This is a genomic window from Thermovirga sp. (genome assembly GCF_017656375.1).
Taxonomy (GTDB): Bacteria; Synergistota; Synergistia; order Synergistales; family Thermovirgaceae; genus Thermovirga.
Map to the genome: position 1 here is coordinate 1 of NZ_JACDOB010000011.1, position 19,281 is coordinate 19,281.

A 19,281-nucleotide genomic window follows, 5' to 3' on the forward strand; every position below is an offset into this window, starting at 1 on the left:
TCCGTCATGGCCTCCGCCGCCGTGGCCGTCGTGGCCTCCGCCGCCGTGACCGTCGTGGCCTCCGCCACCGTGGCCGTCATGGCCTCCGCCGCCGTGGCCGTCATGGCCTCCGCCGCCGTGTCCGTCGTGGCCTCCACCGCCGTGGTGCCCACCGCCGTGGTGTCCGCCACCGTGGTGCCCACCGCCGTGGTGTCCGCCACCGTGGTGCCCGCCGCCGTGGTGTCCGCCACAACCGTCGTCATCATCATCGTCGTCATCATCGTCATCATCATCATCATCGTCGTCGTCATCATCATCATCGTCGTCATCGTCGTCGCCTGGGAAAACTTCTTCTTCATCGTCGTCGTCATCGTCGCCTTCAAGTACAGCTAAACCACAAACTCCTAGCCTCATTAAAAAGTCGAGATTTTTTTCTGCTTCTTCTGGCGTCACTAAATCCCAGTCGCATTGTATTAACTGCCCCTGTTCATCATAGATCTGCGGCACTTCAAGAACTTCTGAAGCTGTGGTAGGAGCATTCACCGGCTTCACTTCCCTAAATGCATATGCCAAATAGCTAGGCGTCACAAGCCTGGTGACAGCTACGTAAAACAACACAGCAAATATCGCTATCCTCTTTAACTTACCTCCGGATATACTAACTCGCCTTGGTCTCATCTCTCTCGCCTCTCTCTCACTGCAATCGCGATAAGGAAGGTATACGGCAAATAGGTACCTTTTTACCACTTTTGCTTAGCCTCTATCTGTCGCACCCTTGCGACAAATATGACCTTCTTCTGTTACCTATTTACTATAACACAAAGGTCCTTTGTTAGCAACTAAAAACCTAGAACGTGATTACCTCAATATTTCTTGCAGAGCCAAAAGAGCAGAAAGGCTGTGTTGGACATAATCTATCCTAACGTCAAAATCAGTAAGGCTTTTTCTCACCCCTCCAATCGCTATATAAGGTTTCTTTAAATGCATTGCCCATGAAGGTCCTATCTGAATCCGCAGCAAAAAACCTCCCCCCAGTTTCAACGTGTTCAATATATTTTCAGCTTCCGTTTCCATTCCTGCCCTTTTAGCCATCCTATAGGCTGCCCCAAGCCCCTCCATGCGAGTAGCTGCCGGAGCAGACCTGGGATTCTCTCCGAATCCCCCTATCCAATCGGGGAAATATGAATTCTTATGTTGGACATAATCTATCGCCTTTGCTAGCCTAATGGAATGCTTTAACAAGAGGCCATCTTTGTCATAGCCTCCGCTCCTGCAGATTTCATCTAATCCGTACAGTAGCCAATGATCATGAGGAAGCTCGAAATCCGTTTTCTTACCGTCCCTTACTTTAATAATGTATCTTGCCGCTCTATAAGCAGCTTCAAACCATTTCTCTGGTTCTTGTTTATCCAACTGCCCTATAGCAGCCAACGCAAAAATTGCCTCCCCAGGATAATAAACAGAGCGAAAATCAGTTACTTCTCCATCTGGAAAGATCTGTTTGTGCACAACAAAACGCCCGGATTTATCCTGTACGGAAAATATCCACTCTCCCATTTTATAAAGTAGGGGAAGATATTCTTTTTCTCCAGTAATTTCCACATATTTTGCCAGGCTTAAAATAGCCAAACCATTTCCCCCAAGTTTTACGTAATCACCCTCCACTAAGCAGGCCATATCTTTGCCGTCTCTTTTGAAAGTTTTTACTTTACTTAGCATGTATTTGATCGCCCTTTTAGCTGCATCAAGCACATCCTTGTCTTTTGTATTTTCGTAATATTGAAGCATGGCAAATACAGTACCTGCATGTCTTAGCATGTTATACCCACCAAGGGATCTATTCTTTATTGGATCATAAATATATATAAACTTTCCATCTGGCCTTGTAACTCTAACAAGATAATGTGCTGCAAGCCTAGCGGCGTTTTCTATCTCTATCTTGCCATAATTTACGTACAAAGGGCTTCCCCTATACAATTCTTGAACTTTCGAGCCGTCCCAGAAAGCCGTTCTTGTCTGAAAGGCAACGTAATCTGCCATTCTAGTGGTCAACATTGTTTTGACCATGTCTTCTGCAGAAACATCACCCCACAACACTAAAGAGGGCGGCTGCAAGAAGCCTCTGTCATTTATAATTTTCTTGGCAAGTACGTCTTCAGGCGCAAAAATACAATTATCACTCCCTGGAAAAGCTAATCCATCCAGCCCTTTCTCTATAGGCAAAGGCTTTTTTATACTAGCCATTCTCCTTAGTTCTATATTTTTTGCTATATTCACCTTGAGCCAACGCACATTCGGCAATTTATGACCCTTTTCTTTCAACCTCTTGGCTGCATCTTTTAAGGCCCCTAATACTCCCGCCCCACTCCCGTAAGATGTAATACAACTTTTGCCATCGCTTACACTCAAAAGAACCAACCTTTCGACATCATCTTTTGGGAAGTTAACCTGGCTTAAAGGTTTTTTACGACCTTCCAAAAACGAAAAAGCCTTTTCAATTACAATCTTCTCATCAAAAGATAAAGGCACCATATCAGAGGACAGTAATCTATTCCACGAAATTGCCTCATCAGCAAGAACGGGATTTTTCATGCACCCCATAAGGGCCCCAACCAAGGCAAAAATCAACACTACAAGTAATAATAGAATTTTTAATCTTATACTTTTCACCACAACCACCCCAATACTCGCCTAAGCACTCAAACTGCCTTTCATGCAATAAGTATAGCCTTATTTTTTCTCTGTGTCACATTAAAGCTTCTGCCAAACAGAACGCATCTCCTTGACAAAACGCGAATAAGTGCTATAACAAAACTAGGGTTAGTGTTTGTAGTAAATAATGCTGAATCCGAAAGGGCAAAACCGCCGAAAGGCGGTGGCGCAAAACCAAGGGTCTAAAGCCTAAAAGGCCAAGACAGCCGGTTGCCGAAGATTCGGGAAACGAAGATGGGCGCCTTTCGGATTCAAGCCGAAAGGCGCTTTTTTCTGGGCTTATTGTAAAAGCAGCCCCAAAAAAGCAAAGTTTCAAGGAAACCCGAAAGGGCAAAACCGCCGAAAGACGGTGGCGCAAAGCCAAGGGTCTAAAGCCTAAAAGGCCAAGACAGCCAGGCTGCCGAAGGTTGCAGTAAGCAAATAGGTAAAGTGCATGAAATATGCTTGTCCCTTCAGGCTGCCTGGTGAAAAAGTCAAAAGGCCTTTTCATCAAGGAGGCGATGAAGGGATGAAATATCTCTTCTGGAACAAATGGGGCAAAATATCAAAAATCTACATCTCTACAGTTTTAATTCTCCTGCTTGTCATCGCTGGGGCAGCCGAAGCATGCACCCTCTGGGGGGCAACAGGCTCAGCAACTGCAGGAAACATGACAATAATCGCAAAGAACAGAGACTGGAAACCAGTTCAGAAACATTACTTAAGAAAAGTCATACCGGAAAGTGGTTACTCATACGTGGGGCTTTTTGCGGTGGGGAAAAGTGGCTCTGGCTTAAAGGCCGGGGTCAACGAAAAAGGTCTTGCTGTGGTAACAGCCACAGTATCCGTTATACCTAAAAGCAAGAGAGCCACAAAAGATAAAAGCGCTCTTTCCTCTCATAAAATTCTTACGTCCTTTGCATCAGTAGATGAGGTTTTGGCACATGTAAGCCAATTCAAGAAAGTTTCTTTCTACATGATTGCGGATAGCGAAAAGATAGCTGTCGTAGAGGTTGCTCCAGGAGGACGGAACACTGTTAGAGTAATAGACGATGGTATTATTGCGCAAACAAATCACTACATATCCCCAGAAATGCAAAAGTACAATCGTAAAATTCCAACAAGCAGCAAGAATCGTTACAAACGAATAACCCAACTTCTACAGGCCAAAGCTGGAAGTTTAACTATGAAAGACTTCGAGGCTTTCAGCAACGATCATAATGCTGGCCCTGACAACAGCATCTTCCGCACTGGAAGCACACCCAAGAAATCCCAAACTGTAGCAAAATGGATCATCGCCATCCCCAAAAACGACAACCCTAGGCTCTATGTAACAATGAAAAATCCTGGAAAACCATTCAGAGCCTTTTCTGGCACTTTAGGTCCATCTTTTTGGAGAACCGATGTAGCTAAAGCCGCAAAAGTAGATGGATAACGGTACACAAACACAAATTCACGATTAAAGCCAGCTTACTTTCAAGGGAGATAGGAAGATGATTCTATCTCCCTTATTTTGTCCTCAAAGCCGTAAATTGTTCCATCCAACTCTTCTACAGTCCTGTCTAAATACTCCATTCCCACAAACTCATACCCTTTTGGCAAGTGATTGGCAAACCTTTTGACTTTGAGCAAAGCTTTCAAATAATTTTTCTCGAAAAGGTTTATCACCTCTGCCGCAGTCAAAGCGTCAGCCCTGCCGTCCCACATGAAAAGCTGTGCCATTTCCAGGTTTTCACCTATCTCCATTTCGCTATACCAGATATCGGCAAGCACCTTTCTGAATCTCTCCCTTTCCTCAGGAGACACCAACTCCTTGATGGACCTCTCAATGGTCTTTAGGTCTCTTCTGAGCTCATCCATTACATAACGCTCGTCAACTACCGGCAACGAGTATCTCGCAATGAAGTTAGCCTCGTCCTCTAATGTTCGCTGCTTTCTCAAAAGCTTTCCATAATCTGGCATCAGGACAACCGATGCTTTTTCTAAAGGAGCCTTCATTAGGGCCCTGAATATATTTTTGGTGTTGGCGCTGCGCTGTTCAAAAGGTGAATCCTTAAGCCAAGTGACGAATCCTTTGTCAAAAAGCCCCTTCCTCCCAGCACGGCCAGCCATTTGAAGAAACTCGTTTTTGCTGATAGGCTCCCTATCATGATACCGAACAAGCTGAGCAAATATGGCGTACTTTGCAGGTAGATTAACCCCTAAAGAGAGGGCGTTGGTCCCCACCACTACATCAAGAAGCCTCTCCCTGAAAGCGGCCTCCACCAAAAGCTTCTCTTTTGGCAGCATCCCGCCATGGTACATACCCACCCCTCTCAAAAGAGGCATGTGGACTTTTTCCACGCCCAAAATCTCTGCTATTTCATATATTCGCCTCTTTTCTGCTTTGCTCTTGTGTTTCCTGCGCTTTGCTATCCTGTAAGCCAATTCCACCGTCCCTTTTTGAGAAAAAACAAAGACAAGGGCATCCTTTACTTTATCTATGGTCATAGGCTTCTTAGACAAAAAAATAAGTTCTGTTACCCTCTTTTTGCCTTCGTAAAGCTCAAAAGAGCGCCCCGTTACCCTATTTAAATACTTCTTCACTTCAGCGCTTCCCCCAAATGTGGCGGACATCACCAAGATCCTTGAATCTGGGTGGCTGTTGCTGACTCCATCTATATAGGCCCTTGCTCTTTCCGGGTCCCCGAAAATGTAGTGAAACTCATCTATTACAATCCTAAGGTTTGGTTTGCCAGCGTACTTGAGCGTGTATATTTCCTGGGTACAGCAAAGGACAGGCGCCCCCTCGTTTTTTTTGAAGTCTCCTGTCTCTATCCCCACATCAAAGCCCATTTTGCGTAAGTCAAGATATCGCTCATTGCTCAACGCCTTTATAGGTGCAGTAAAAATAACTTTCTCTACTTCTGGAGTAGTCGTTTGCCCTTGCAGGTTCAGCAATCCAGCCCACAAATAGGCCACCCATGTTTTCCCTGAACCTGTTGGCGCAGCAACTATGGCATCCTTTTCTTTAATTTTTTCAAATGCTTCCCTTTGCCATGGATAAAAATCAAACTTTTCCATTGTTCCTCCTCATATAAGCGTAATCCTTAAGCCACTTTATTTTACACATCTTTCAGCCAATAGTCTTTTATCTTGCACCAACCCGTCATTAGGTTTAACATTAAAAAATCAAAATATCTATAATCCGTATGAAAATTGATTATAAGGCAAAGAAGAGGAAGCATTCCAACACATAATCGTTTTAGGAGGGGAAAAAATGAAAAGAATACTAGTTTCAGGTGGGGCGGGACAAATAGGCTCCGAGCTGATACCTGCCCTGAGAGAAAGGTATGGGGCCGATAACGTAGTGTGCGCTGACATCAAAATACCTAAAGGGCCGCTAGCAAATGAAGGGCCATTTGTCCAGTTGAACTGCCTTGATGAAACAGGCGTGAGAGAGACCATAAAAAAATTCAACATAGGGACCATATATCACCTACCTGCCCTTCTTTCCGCAACAGCAGAAAAATCTCCCCAAAAAGCCTGGGATATAAACATGAACGGCCTCATAATAGCGCTGGAAGCTGCCCGAGAGTCCAAATGCTCCATCTTCGTCCCCAGCTCCATAGCTGCCTTTGGCCCAACCACACCCAGGGTTAAAACGCCTCAAGACACCATCCAAAGGCCCCAGACCATATACGGTATAACTAAGGTTGCTGGAGAGCTATTATGCGATTACTACTTCATGAAATGGGGGGTTGATGCCAGGGGAGTTAGGTATCCGGGAATAATTTCATATAAAACCCTACCTGGAGGAGGCACAACAGATTACGCAGTGGATATTTTCTACGGAGCCATAAAGGAAAAACGCTATGAATGCTTCCTGAGAGAAGATACGAGACTCGACATGATGTACATGCCTGATGCTGTAAAGGCCGCTATCTCCTTGATGGAGGCAGACCCAAGCAAGCTCATCCACAGAAACGCCTTCAATATAACGGCCATGTCCTTTACTCCTAAGGAACTGGCAAATGAAATAAGAAAACACATACCGGACTTCGTAATAACCTACTCTGTGGACCCTCTAAGGCAAAGCATAGCAGATACCTGGCCCGAATCCTTAGATGACACCTGCGCGAGGGAAGAATGGGGCTGGTGTCCTGATTACGATATATCCCAAATGACCCAAGATATGATAAAAAACCTAAGGGAGAAACTACTATAAAAATATAAGAGAAAGCTGGAGGATTTTCCTCCAGCTTTCTAAATTATTTTATATAGTTTATATAGGTTTAAAGCTTTGATCTAAACCTTCTTTTTCTCGTAAGGCCAGCCTATGACTCCTCCTTCAAGGACCGCAAGCTTTTCAAAGCCCAATCTTTTTAGGATAGCGTAAGCATCCCAACCTCTCACAGATATCTTACAGAAAGAAACTATCTCCTTATCTTTAGGAAGTTCTGAAGCTCTTTCCCAAAGAGCTCCCAGAGGAATATTTATTACAGTATCATACGGAAGTGTCCCTTGTTCCTCAACCTCCTGAGGTGCCCTGACATCCAACAGGACTGGCCTTTCGCCTTTTTCAAATTTTGCTTTTAGCTCACTTGGGCTATAGGAACGCATCAGTTTATCTATCTTGTTCTTCAGGGTATTTGCAGCGTGGGTCACAGGATCAAGGGCTGTAGAATATGGTGGAGCATAAGCCACATCGAGGTTGCCTAGCATATCAATGGTAAGTCCACCTGTCACCGCTGCAGCTAATATATCCAGTCTCTTATCCGCCCTTCCTTTTCCAAATACTTGAGCTCCCAGCACCTTTCTGGTCTTTTTATCAGCCACTATTCTAATTACAATAGGCGCAGAACCGGGCATGAAGTGGGGGGTGTCCGCATCAACTATAGTAACGGCTTCCGCATCAAAACCCTCTTCAATGGCCTGTTCCCTCGTAAGGCCTGTTTTCCCTATAGTATACTCAAAGGCCTTCATAATAGCGGTCCCCGCTACACCATGGAAAATTGAATTCAAGCCCGCTATGTTATCTGCTATTACTCTTCCCTGTCGGTTCGCTACCGATCCCATGGGCTGCCATACCTTCTTGCCTGTAAGTATATGGCTCACCTCTACACAGTCGCCACCAGCATATATGTCTGGATCGGAAGTCCTCATGTGTTCATCCACGATGATTCCGCCCCTGCTACCCACGTCAAGGCCTGCTTCCTTGGCCAATAGCGTATTGGGACGAACCCCTATAGCCATAAGTACCATATCCGCTGGGATCTCTCTCTTGTCAGTCCTTACAGCGGTAAGCTCTGAATTACATCCGACCAGTTCCACGACTTTCTCTCCGCCGTAGAATTTGACTCCCTTTTCCTCCAGGACTTTCTGAAGTAACAACCCAAATTCAGACTGCATCATAGCGGGAAGAGGTGTTTCAAGAAGGTCTACCACTGAAACATCTATGCCCTGATTCACCAAAGCCTCGACAACTTCCATGCCTATGAGGCCCCCGCCTATGATGACAGCTTTTTTCACGTTACCGCTATCTATAGCGGAGCGCATAGCCAAAGCATCAGGCATGTTCCAGAGGGTAAAAACCCTTGGCAAGTCTGAACCAGGAATAGGTGGTTTTATAGGAGAAGCACCAGTAGCAATTACAAGCTTGTCATAGTCAAAGGTCTTCTGTTCACCAGAAGCCAGATCCAAAGCTACTACTTGCTTGTTTGCTCTGTCTATCTTCATCGCTTGATGTTTAGTGTGAACTGCTACATGTTTTACCTTTCTGAAGAAGTTGGCATCCCTTACTACGCCAATTGGTGTTGACATAAGGTCTTTATACTCTTTAACGACTCCTCCCACATAGTAAGGCAAGCCGCAACCTGCATAACTTAAGTATTCTCCCCTCTCCAATACTGTGACCTCAGCGTCAGGAGCCACTCTCATCAAGCGTGCTGCAGTTTTGCCTCCACAAGCTACCCCACCTATTATCAAAATCTTCATCTTGTTCCCCTCCTTAAGTCTAATATCTTCCACGCTTTATTAAGTTTACACAAATATACGAAATGTACCCTACCCTGCAGTATATATCACTTTTAAAAGTATTACCTTAATAGGTATTTTAAGATTATATTGAGTCATTTTTTTGTTTTTGTCCATACCAGTAGGGGTATTTATATTAATTTTTAAGGTGTTTATAAACCAAAAGCAAACTTACGGCAGGTAAGTCTGGCGTAACTATTGTCGCTTTTTATTTTTTGATATATAAAAAGTTGTTCAAAATAGCATTTACAGTAGTAAAATGAGAGATATGCACCAAAACTTGACTCGACTATAAAAAAGAATCACTATGACAGGAGGACATAGATATGCATTTAGACTATATTAAAGGGCATATGGGCGGCAACCTTATAATACTGTTAGATGGAAGACAGCTTCCAGAGAATGAACAAAGACAGCTCGAAATTGCCCTTGAAATCCTTAGCCCTCTCAGGCTGCACGGACACCAAGCAGGAATATTGTTCCCTTCCAGTAACCCCAATAGTCTGCAAGTTAAAATAGTGGACATAACCAACAGAGGCTTCATTCCTGCATGCGGCGGCTTAACCCAAGTCACCGGAAAGGTCCTTGCTACAACGGACTGGGCAGAAAGGTTTAGCATAAAAAAAACATGGAATAAATTTTATGTAATCCTTGAAACCGCATCAGGGAAAACCAGGCTGGACATAACAAGAAAGGGCGAAAATACAACTACTTATACAAACATGAGTGCCTTTGCAGAACTTCTACGCTCTATAGGCATTTACGCCATCCAACTTGGAGAAGTCCAAGCCTTCCGTTCTGGCTATTATCTAGTGGCAGATGCTGAAAAGATACGCAAGGCCTTCCCCAAAGCTGATTTTGAGCAGATGGACCAATATTCTGTAGACGTTCTTGCCAACCTACAAAAGGAATACCACAAAGCCACAGGAACGACTAACCTGCATTTTTGTCTCTACGACACAAAAACAGACAAAGGAGGCCACCTGAGAGCAGTGTATCCCCACAGCGCACTTACTGGCTATATAGAACCTGCATGCGGAACAGGCAGCATTGCCCTTGCGATGGCCCTGCTCATGACTGAAGAAGGGCAAACGCTCGGCTTAAGCAATGGCAAAACAATAAAGGTCACTCTGGAAACAGGAGGAGACCCTGTCTTGGGAGGCCCTGACGAAACCACAGTGGAAATTATAATTGAAGGAAACAAGTTAAAAGCCATCTTCAGCCATAGTTTTGTAGAAATAACCTCGACTGGAATAGTTTTTGTATAATGCTCTCAGCTTATGTGGAGGTGAGCCCAGTGAAATTTGCAAAAATGCAGGGCAACGGCAACGATTTCATAATCTTAGATAACAGAGAAGAAAAACTATCCCAAGGCAAAATACAAACAATTGCCATTAAATTATGTAGACGGCGCCTTTCAATAGGGGCTGATGGCCTTATTGTCTTGGATGCTCCGACGAACAGCCACTCTTCTTTCAGCATGCAGCTTTTAAACAGGGATGGCTCAGAAAGCCCCTTTTCCGGCAACGCTGCTAGGTGTGCAGCAAGGTTTGCATATGAAAAGAAATTCGCAGGAAAACAGATGACATTTGACACCAAAGGAGGCGTTATAAAAGCCCAGGTTGAACCTCCTCTCGTCACCCTGGAACTGGGAAAACTGGACACATCAAAGATAGTGCTAGATAAAACATTTAACTACATGGATGAATCTCTGCCGATAAACTACATGCACCTGGGATGGCCTCAAAGCTCCCCCCATTGTGTGGTTTTTCTGGAAAAAAATGACTGGCGGCCAATGGAAAGCTTAGCTCCATTTGCCAGGGCTATACAGAAAAACAAAGAGCTATTCCCTGATGGAGTTAATGTAAACTTTCTCAAAATACTCGATCACTATGCTATAGAAGTTTACACATACGAACGAGGTGTAGACGAGTTTACCCTTTCATGCGGAAGCGGCTCAGTAGCTGCAGCAATCGCCGCATGGATAAATGGTTGGTGCGATTCCCCTGTAGAGGTGTATAACCCCGGCGGGACAAACACTATAATTGTAGAACCTACATGCAACGAAAACCTATTGGCCGTGAAACTAAGGGGGAAAACTGCCCTTGTAGCTGAGGGAACTGTTTTCCCCGAAGCCCTTTAAAAGGAGAATTTATAAATGCGCCTTTCGTTCTCAAAAATGAACGGCAACGGCAATGATTTCATAGTAATAAATAATATGGACAGGCTCATAGCCATAGAGACCCTACAAGATCTGGCAAGAAAGTTATGCCAAAGAAGGCTTTCTATAGGAGCAGATGGCCTCATATCTATAGAACCTGCACAGGATGCTCACTTTACCATGAGGCTTGTAAACAGCGACGGATCTTTAGCCGAGATGTGCGGCAATGGCGCAAGATGCGCAGCTCTTTACGCATTTGAAAAGAAAATTGCTCCTAAAAACATGACCTTCGCGACCCCTGCAGGAAATATTGAAGCCATAGTCACTCCAGGGGGCGTATCCATTTCCATGGGGAACGTCTCCCTTAAAGATGTCGTACAGAACGAGCCTTTGAACATTAATCAAGAAGGTATAGCTTACTGGCATGTAACTGTAGGCGTCCCCCATACTGTAATTTTTTTGGAGCCCTCTGACCAGCGAAGCAAAGAAGACTTACGTTCCTTATCCGTTGCTATACAACAAGACCTCGTAAGGTTCCCCAATAGCACAAATGTAAATTACGTGAAAATTATGAAAGACCATCTATATACTTTGACTTTTGAGAGGGGCGTAGGTGATTTCACCCTCTCCTGCGGTACAGGCTCCATTGCATCAGCGATAGCAGCATGGCTTAAAGGAAAGGTAAAGCCGCCTGTTAAGGTGCAAAACCCAGGCGGCGTAAATATTGTACATTTTAAAGAAACAAAAGATCATCTCCTCAATGTGTCCCTGGAAGGCCCAGCTGCGTTTTCTTTTGAGGGAGTCGTTACGATCAACTAACCCTTCCTACTCCCTCTTTCTCCAACTTTCTTAAATATGAAGAAAGACCTTCAAGGCCTTTTCGAAGGGTCTCTTTGCCGTAGGCATAGCCAATCCTCAACCAGTTTTCCCGGTCGAAACACTTCCCAGGCACAAGAAATGTTCCATTTGTTCTAAAAAGTTCTATGCAGAACTCTTCCGAAGGCTTAGCATAATCGTAATGTAAAAATCCTGTAGTTCCCGCTTTAGGCTTGACCCAACTTATCCTTTCTTCGCTTTTGACCCAATTGTCCACTATTTCCACGCTTTCTCTAACTATAGAAAGATTCCTTGCCAAAATTTTATCCTTATTCTCCAAAGCCACTAAAGCCAGAGCCTCATCTATTTGCCCGCAGCTTATAGTCGTATAATCTCTACGTAGCGCACATTCCCGTATGAACTCGCTGGGGCCCGTTAACCAACCTAACCTCAGTCCTGCCAAGGAAAACACTTTGGACATGCTTCCTGTCGCAACTGCTTTTTCATACACATCCACCATTGATGGAGTCTTATCCTCTTCTTTATGTTCCAACCCCCTGTATGCTTCATCGCACAATACCCATGCCCCTTTTTGCCTGGCTATCTCTGCTATCTTTTCCAAAAAGCCTTTATCCATTAGAGCACCAGTAGGATTGTTGGGATTGTTCAGTATTATTAGATCTACACCATCCTTAGAAAGCTCTTTCAGCTCTTCTAAGTTCGGCAAAAAATTGTTCTCAGGCCTAAGTTGTAACAGGCTGACCTCTGCCCCTAAAGCTTCTGGCAAGCTGTAAAGCTGCTGGTAAGTAGGAGCCACGCTGATCACCTTATCCCCAGGCTCCACAATGGTGAAAAGGGCAAGGAAATTTGCAGAAATTCCTCCAGTAGTCGTTAAAACGTTTTCCGGTTTTACTGAACTGTACAAAGTAGCTATTAATTCCCTAAGATGTGGATGACCGTGAATGTTGCCATAAGTTACGCGCATCTTCGTTATCTCTTCAAGTACTTCTTCTTTCTTTCCTGACAACTCAAGGAGTTCATTTACCGTTAGGGAATCTACACACGTCTCCGCAATATTGTAAACTGCTTCCATTTCATACTTGTTCATCCACTCTTCAACACCGAAAGGTTTGATTTTCATAGTCAACACCGCCTTTTTCCTGTAATATTTATAAAAAAGTATGCATTGTCTTTAGTCTGTGGTCAAGACAATATGCTTAATTTAATTTAATAGATACATGGCATTATAAGGAGGCATTCAAATGACAGTAAAATGGGAAAAACATTTCAACGAAAAAACAAAAAAACGACTTATCCTATCGACCATAGGAGAGATGATGCTCCTGGCATCCCAACAAAATGCTCTATCGCTGACCGCTGGCGAGCCTTACGACCTCCTCTACCCTTCAGAAGCGCTGAAAAGGGCCTTTGAAAAAGCACTAAACGGAAACTTAGTATCTCACTTTTCTTACAGTAACGAGAGAACGGGTATGTACAGCCTACGGAAGTGGATAAAGGAATGGATGGCACAGGAAGGCCTTCTCCCTTCGTGGGTTACAGAAGACCACATCTTCATTACTAGCGGCTCTCAGGAAGGATTAAGCTTTTTAACGGAACTCTTCCTGACCGAAGGACAAACCATCCTGGTTGAATCCCCAACATACCCAGAAGCTTTATTGACCTTCACCAAGGAAGGAGCACAATTCCTTGAAGTTCCCCTGGAAGAGGACGGCCCTAATATAGAGGCTTTTAGAAATTTACTTGCCAGAGAAAAGATATCCTTTTTTTACACCATCGTTAACTATCAAAACCCCACAGGATACTCCACATGTACATCAAAGAAAAAAGCCATCCTAGAATTGGCCAAAGAACACGACTTTTTGATAATAGAAGACGACCCTTATCACCATCTTTATTATGACGCTCCCCCTGAAAAGTCATATCTTGCCCTTGCAGGAGACGACGACAGAGTGATCTACCTTGGGAGCTTCTCCAAGATAGTTGCGCCTGGACTCCGAACAGGGTGGATAATAGCTCCCGAAGAAGTAATGGGGCAACTCCTCAAATTGCGAGTGCTCTCCACTCTTTGCCTCCAAACATTGCATCAAGAGGCCCTATTCAACTTCCTAACCGAAACAGACATGCCTTCATATCTGAATAGCCTAAGGCACACTTATAAGCAGCATAGAGACGCTATGGTGGAAGGGCTCGATGCCTATGTAAAACCTTTAGGCCTAACTTTTCAAATACCTAAAGGAGGTTTTTTCATATGGGGCCGCATACCTCAGATAAAGGACATGCACCACTTTGCTAAATACTGCATCGTCGAAGAAAAGGTGGCGTTTATCCCAGGAGATATTTTCTTTGCGGATCCTTCCAAAGGAAGGGACACCATACGGTTTTCTTTTGCTAAGACGCCGCCAGAGTTGGCCATTGAAGGCTGCAAGCGATTGGGTTCGGCTCTTAAGAAATATCTGAATGGACAGAAGTAACTTACAAGGGAGGCTCATCATGAGAGTTAGCACTGACAAGAAAAAGCTTTATCAGTTTTTGCTGGATTTGGTCCGTATCCCCAGCGTCTCTCCGTCCAAAGCAGAGGAAAACAAAATAGCCAACCTCCTGAGAGAAACGCTGCAAGAGACGCCTTATTTCAAAGAAAACCCGCAGGATCTACTATTGGTCCCGATGGAAAAGGATCCCTTTGGCAGGCACATCCTTTTTGCCATCGTAAGGGCCAAACCCGAAGTAGAAGAAACCCTCATCCTGATGGGACACATGGATGTAGTTGATACTAGTGCCTGCGGCCCTCTGAAAGATTTAGCGTTTGAAGCAGAAGAATATACTAGACAAATAGCAAAAACAAACCTGCCGCCAGATGCAAGAGAGGACCTGGAGTCTGGCAACTGGCTTTTTGGCAGAGGCGTTGCCGACATGAAAGGAGGCATTGCTGCAGGTGCAGCTATATTATGCGAGGCAGCAAGCGGTCATTTTAATCCAAAAGTCAATCTGGCGGGCCTATTTGTCTGTGACGAGGAAAATAACTCAGGCGGAATGCTAAGAGCTGTCTCTCTTCTTGCAGATCTTCAGGATAAAGGATTAAAGTTCGTAGGTTGCATAGATCTTGAGCCAACTTTCGCAGAAGGAATCGAAGGTGGGCCTTCTGTTTATCTAGGAAGCATAGGCAAAATAAATCCATTCTTTTATTTTGTGGGAAAAGAAACCCACGTAGGGGAATACTATGAAGGGCTTACAGCTGCATCCATGGTGTCTCAGCTAAATATACTCCTTGATGGAAATCCAGAATTTGCTGACGAACTAGAAGGTACGGCATATCCTCCATACGGGTGCATGCGCCAGCTAGATTTAAGACGGGAGTATTCGGCAACAATTATGACGAAAGCCATAACTTTCTACAGCTACCTTACAGCATCCAAAATGCCAAGACAAATTATAGAAGAGATAAAAAACCTTTCTCTGGAAGCCCAATACAGGGCCATAAGCCAATATGAGAAATTTGCCAAAGAGTATCTGGAAAGAAATGGCTCCGGCGGAACAATAAAGAAATGGGAACCCAAGGCCTTCACGTATGGAGAAATTGTATCCATGGCAAAAGTCAAGTTTGGCTCCCAGGAGATGACGCGCCTCATCAAAAATGCCCTTAACTCCTGCCCTCCCAACTTTGATGAACGAGAGAAAGCCTTTGCAATAGTAGAGGCCTTAACCGGTGCGTGTGAAATACAGCCTCCCTACTCCGTTGTGGGTATACTGCCTCCATGGTACCCCCACAGGACAAACCTGTGTCGCAATGATGGAGAAAAGCTTATGCAGAAAACTGCTCAAACCATAGCTAGACAAGCCAAGGACCATTTTGGCGTTAATTTGCATATAAGAAAGATGTTTGAAGGAGTTTCAGACCTCAGCTATTGTGGTTTCGAAGGACGTGCCGAAGATATAGAAGCCGTAAAGGTCAACTTACCTGGCTGGGAAGAACTTTATAACTTTCCTGGTGAAGACTTATTGAAACTGGATATTCCCATTTTGAGCTTTGGGCCTTACGGGAAAGACGCTCACAAAAACACAGAAAGAATCAATATTCCCTATTTTTTAGAGACCTACCCAGATCTACTAAAAGGTGCCATACGCACGATTGCAGAATTAGCATCTACTAACTAGGAAATTCTTTTTATGACTAAATTATAATAAACATGGGGGAGAGATGCCTTTGAGCTTAAAACTCTTGTTGGTTTTACTCCATAACGCCCTTTCCTTCGGCATAAGGATAGCCATGCTGATAAGTGTGCCTAAATGGCATCCCCCTGTTACGGCTATGGCATGGCTTCTTGTTATTTTCATCTGGCCGATACCAGGGTTCCTTTTTTACTTGATGTTTAGCAGCCGAAAACTGCCTCAAAAACGAACGCAAAGACACGAAAAATCCATTGCCAAACTGTTAGAAGAAGACAAAACCATAGACATGATCCGTGAATACACCATGCCTCAAATCCCCGAAAAGCTGGAAAAGTTCGCAAGGCTAGGACAAAGCCTTGCGGATATGCCAGTAATGGGTGGAAATAAAATAGAGGCTATTACTGACACATATGAATTATTTCGAAATTTAGCATCTGACATAGACAGAGCCAAAGACCACGTGCACCTTTTATATTTCATCATAAACGAGGACAAAGCGACATCCTGCGTGCTGCAGGCTCTTGAGAGGGCAGCCAAAAGGGGAGTTGCCTGCCGGGTACTTGCCGATGCGATAGGCTCGAAACGATTCCTAAAAAAGGCAGCTCCACAATTAAGAAAAGCAGGGGTAACAGTGGTTGAAGCTCTACCCCCTTCTTTATTCAGAAGGTTTAAAACCAATGCTAGGTTCGACTTAAGGAATCACCGCAAAATTGCAGTAATTGATGGTGTAAAAGCCTATACAGGGTCACATAACTTGATTGAACCTACCTACCAGCGTAAGGCAAATGGCTTGCCGTGGCGCGACATAACTTTGGCTATAGAGGGACCAGTAATAGCCCAAATCCAAAGGGTTTTCGTGGAGGATTGGTACGTTGAAACAGGAGAGTTTCTCCAGGAAACCATACCACAACTGGAACTGGACTCTAGAGACGTGCTTATACAGACTGTACCAAGTGGACCTTGCTATCCCACTGAAAACTATCAGCGACTTGTAGCGGCGGCCCTACATCAGGCCCAAAACCGAATAATAATAACCACTCCTTATCTTATACCTGACGAAGCTCTCATGGAAGCCATGGAGGTAGCCGTACTGGGAGGAACGAAAGTACAACTCGTAGTTCCCCAAAAGCCCGACCAGATTCTGGCAGGAAACGCCTCAAAAGCTTACTACGAACAAATTCTAAATATGGGCGTCGAAATTTACCTATATAAAGATGGTATCCTTCATGCTAAAACAATGACCATAGACAATGACCTTGCATTCTTTGGGACAAGTAATTTTGACATAAGATCCTTTGAGCTTAACTTTGAGATCAATCTTGTGCTCTATGGAGAAGTGCCTCTACTAGATATAAGACGGATTCAGGAAAGATATATAGCTTCTTCAAGGAAATTATCAATTGACGAATGGGAGAAAAGACCATTACATGAGGAGACCATACAAAACGTGGCAAAACTATTTAGTCCTTTATTGTAATTGTATTCTTTATTGCAATTGTAATATAATGATAGAACAAAGGATATCTTGAAAACCCTAGGAGGCAGTTAAATGTCAAAAGAAAAAGTACTTCTTTTGTTTGACAAAAAGAGACCTTTTTGGACGAAAGAGCTGGTTAAGTTAGCGGGGGAAGACCCTAAAGAATTAGATGCCCTAGAATCCTCAGGCCTAATAGCTGCGAAAGGAAACGGATACGTGTTAACTGAAAAAGGCAAAAAGCAATTCCGTCAATGGGCCGAGGAACTGTGGTTAGAGGAAACACCAGGAGACGAGCCAGAGAACGCTTCCCTGGAAGAAAGGCGCTTAGAGCTTGCCCTGCGATTTGATTTAGGTTTCAAAGGCTTCAAGGGTCACAAACAATCATTCATAAAACCCGAACTGTCTTTTTTCCCAAACCTTCCAATGGATAGGATTTACTCTTGCGTAGCTGGCAATATAAAGTGGCTTTTGATGAACGACCCGTTAATCCTAGAAATGCAGCAGTTGTTCCCCAGGGATAGAAAACCAAAAAGCGAAGACCTTCTGACTCTTGAAAAATGGATTAACGATAGGGGTGTTCTTATAGGTAAATTCGTACCCGATATCCTGTGCTTGAACCAATGCGACTACGAATATTACTGGAGAGATAACATATCTACAGATAGGTGGGGGCTCCTGAACAAGGACAGAATATTTATAAGGTACCTTGAAAACCCAGAAAATGTGACTATAGAAGACTTGGTCGAAGACATGTCTCGGTATGCTTTATTTTTACTGAACAACCGACTTGTATTCCTTCCGGGATGTTTTGACATCGACACTCAGCAGCAGAGCACGTTCACCTGGTGGGTCTGGTGTGTAGACACAGTTGCTCAGGCAAAGGAACTTTCGCGAAGGCTAAAGCCTCTAGCAAACATATTGGCCGCGCCATCAGCACCCACTGACCTGTGGCTGTTGACTATAGAAACCCTCCGCTCTTACGACAAAAAAGCTGAATCTTTTTACGAATTTGTGGATGAAGTGGCAAGGTGTATCACCCGTTAAGGAGTGCAAATCATGGCACTTCATGAAAGCCCCTCAAAGATTACTATATTATCTGTTCTATTCATAGGCATCATAGGTATTTCTACTGGTTCCATCTTTGCCAAGTATGCTGAGGCTCCATCGCTTATCATATCAACATACAGAACAGGTATAGCCGCTGCCTTCATGGCGCCCATTGCACTGATCTATTACCGCCAAGAGCTGTTGTCCATAAAACAGAAGGACCTCATATACGTCTTCCTGGCGGGGCTGTTTTTAGCCTTGCACTTTGCCACATGGATTACATCCTTGTTTTACACATCAGTGGCAAGTAGCGTAGTCATAGTGGAAACTATCCCTATTTGGACTGCCCTTTTGTCTCCCTTGGTGACAAAAGACAGGACCTCTTTGCTCTCTTGGTTGGGCATAGGTCTAAGTTTCATAGGAATGATTATAATTACAACAGGAGACTTCAGCATTGGGAAAAAGGCTCTTATTGGAGATTTGCTTGCTCTCGCTGGTGCGTGGTTTGGAACCTTTTATTTCCTAGCAGGCCGGGTGGTCCGCCCGAGGATGGGCTTGCCAAGCTACACCTTCATATGTTATGGAACGGCTTTCGCCATACTGCTATCAACCAGCTTGATATTGGGCCTCCCTCTTAGAGGATTCTCTACACGCACCTGGTGGGCATTTGCTGGAATGGGCTTGGTCTCCCAAATTATAGGACACAGCAGTTACAATTGGGCATTAAAGCACGTGAGTGCTGGGCTTGTAGCAGTAGCACTTCTGGGTGAGCCACTTGGCGCTACCTTTCTGGCTTGGCTTTTATTTCACGAGAGCTTGACCATAGCGAAAATCATAGGAGGTACAGCTATTCTTACTGGAATAATCATAGCCGCCAGAGGAGAAAATTCTTAACTTCCCTACCTAC

The 19,281-nt window shown here is 44.3% G+C and carries 15 protein-coding genes and 2 riboswitches; of the genes, 11 read left to right on the forward strand and 4 right to left on the reverse strand.

The genetic code is table 11. The features are described 5' to 3' along the window. The coding region (locus H0Z23_RS04895) for a hypothetical protein (RefSeq protein ID WP_296867857.1) at nt 1-372 on the forward strand (372 nt) is incomplete at its 5' end. A gap of 465 nt (nt 373-837) precedes the next feature. On the opposite strand, the gene H0Z23_RS04900 is transcribed toward H0Z23_RS04895, so the two are convergent. Then, complete coding sequence (locus tag H0Z23_RS04900) at nt 838-2,649, reverse strand: hypothetical protein (RefSeq protein ID WP_296867858.1); 1,812 nt, start codon at nt 2,647-2,649, stop codon at nt 838-840. A gap of 175 nt (nt 2,650-2,824) precedes the next feature. Then, nucleotides 2,825-2,909: riboswitch (cyclic di-GMP riboswitch) on the forward strand. A gap of 101 nt (nt 2,910-3,010) precedes the next feature. Beyond that, nucleotides 3,011-3,096: riboswitch (cyclic di-GMP riboswitch) on the forward strand. A 103-nt stretch (nt 3,097-3,199) separates the two neighbouring features. On the opposite strand from H0Z23_RS04900, the gene H0Z23_RS04905 reads away from it, so the two are divergent. Further along, complete coding sequence (locus tag H0Z23_RS04905; protein WP_296867859.1) at nt 3,200-4,105, forward strand: C45 family autoproteolytic acyltransferase/hydolase; 906 nt, start codon at nt 3,200-3,202, stop codon at nt 4,103-4,105. Between the two features lie 41 nt (nt 4,106-4,146). Here H0Z23_RS04905 and H0Z23_RS04910 read toward each other — a convergent pair whose 3' ends face one another. Further along, complete coding sequence (locus H0Z23_RS04910; protein ID WP_296867860.1) at nt 4,147-5,733, reverse strand: DEAD/DEAH box helicase; 1,587 nt, start codon at nt 5,731-5,733, stop codon at nt 4,147-4,149. Nucleotides 5,734-5,929: 196 nt separating this feature from the next. On the opposite strand from H0Z23_RS04910, the gene H0Z23_RS04915 reads away from it, so the two are divergent. Then, nucleotides 5,930-6,877 carry an L-threonine 3-dehydrogenase gene (locus H0Z23_RS04915; RefSeq protein ID WP_296867861.1) on the forward strand — a complete coding sequence of 316 codons (948 nt, stop codon included), beginning with the start codon at nt 5,930-5,932 and terminating at the stop codon, nt 6,875-6,877. An 80-nt stretch (nt 6,878-6,957) separates the two neighbouring features. Here H0Z23_RS04915 and H0Z23_RS04920 read toward each other — a convergent pair whose 3' ends face one another. After that, entirely contained in the window at nt 6,958-8,646 is a 1,689-nt protein-coding gene (locus H0Z23_RS04920) for an FAD-dependent oxidoreductase (protein WP_296867862.1), read from the reverse strand. A gap of 365 nt (nt 8,647-9,011) precedes the next feature. Here H0Z23_RS04920 and H0Z23_RS04925 point away from each other — a divergent pair, with 365 nt between their 5' ends. The 3 genes from H0Z23_RS04925 to dapF (H0Z23_RS04935) are packed head-to-tail and all read left to right on the forward strand — an operon-like array spanning nt 9,012 to nt 11,665. Beyond that, nucleotides 9,012-9,953, forward strand: coding sequence for a hypothetical protein (locus H0Z23_RS04925; protein ID WP_296867863.1), 942 nt, complete (start codon nt 9,012-9,014; stop codon nt 9,951-9,953). A 29-nt stretch (nt 9,954-9,982) separates the two neighbouring features. Beyond that, nucleotides 9,983-10,828, forward strand: a complete 846-nt coding sequence (gene dapF / locus H0Z23_RS04930) for a diaminopimelate epimerase (RefSeq protein WP_296867864.1) — start codon at nt 9,983-9,985, stop codon at nt 10,826-10,828. A gap of 15 nt (nt 10,829-10,843) precedes the next feature. Next, nucleotides 10,844-11,665: a diaminopimelate epimerase gene (dapF, locus tag H0Z23_RS04935; RefSeq protein ID WP_296867865.1), complete on the forward strand. Its 822-nt coding sequence runs from the start codon at nt 10,844-10,846 to the stop codon at nt 11,663-11,665. Here dapF (H0Z23_RS04935) and H0Z23_RS04940 read toward each other — a convergent pair. Beyond that, complete coding sequence (locus tag H0Z23_RS04940; protein WP_296867866.1) at nt 11,658-12,803, reverse strand: aminotransferase; 1,146 nt, start codon at nt 12,801-12,803, stop codon at nt 11,658-11,660. The two genes, dapF (H0Z23_RS04935) and H0Z23_RS04940, sit on opposite strands and share 8 nt — an antisense overlap. Before the next feature lie 121 nt (nt 12,804-12,924). Here H0Z23_RS04940 and H0Z23_RS04945 point away from each other — a divergent pair, with 121 nt between their 5' ends. The 5 genes from H0Z23_RS04945 (at nt 12,925) to H0Z23_RS04965 (ending at nt 19,268) form a co-directional block, all read left to right on the forward strand. Next, nucleotides 12,925-14,154 carry a PLP-dependent aminotransferase family protein gene (locus H0Z23_RS04945; RefSeq protein ID WP_296867867.1) on the forward strand — a complete coding sequence of 410 codons (1,230 nt, stop codon included), beginning with the start codon at nt 12,925-12,927 and terminating at the stop codon, nt 14,152-14,154. Between the two features lie 19 nt (nt 14,155-14,173). Next, nucleotides 14,174-15,835 carry a M20/M25/M40 family metallo-hydrolase gene (locus H0Z23_RS04950; protein ID WP_296867868.1) on the forward strand — a complete coding sequence of 554 codons (1,662 nt, stop codon included), beginning with the start codon at nt 14,174-14,176 and terminating at the stop codon, nt 15,833-15,835. Between the two features lie 49 nt (nt 15,836-15,884). Next, nucleotides 15,885-17,327, forward strand: coding sequence for a cardiolipin synthase (gene cls, locus H0Z23_RS04955; protein WP_296867869.1), 1,443 nt, complete (start codon nt 15,885-15,887; stop codon nt 17,325-17,327). A 72-nt stretch (nt 17,328-17,399) separates the two neighbouring features. Continuing rightward, entirely contained in the window at nt 17,400-18,371 is a 972-nt protein-coding gene (locus H0Z23_RS04960; protein ID WP_296867870.1) for a hypothetical protein, read from the forward strand. A 12-nt stretch (nt 18,372-18,383) separates the two neighbouring features. Continuing rightward, a complete protein-coding gene (locus H0Z23_RS04965) occupies nt 18,384-19,268 on the forward strand; it encodes a DMT family transporter (RefSeq protein WP_296867871.1) in 885 nt (294 codons plus the stop codon). Nucleotides 19,269-19,281 lie beyond the last annotated feature (13 nt).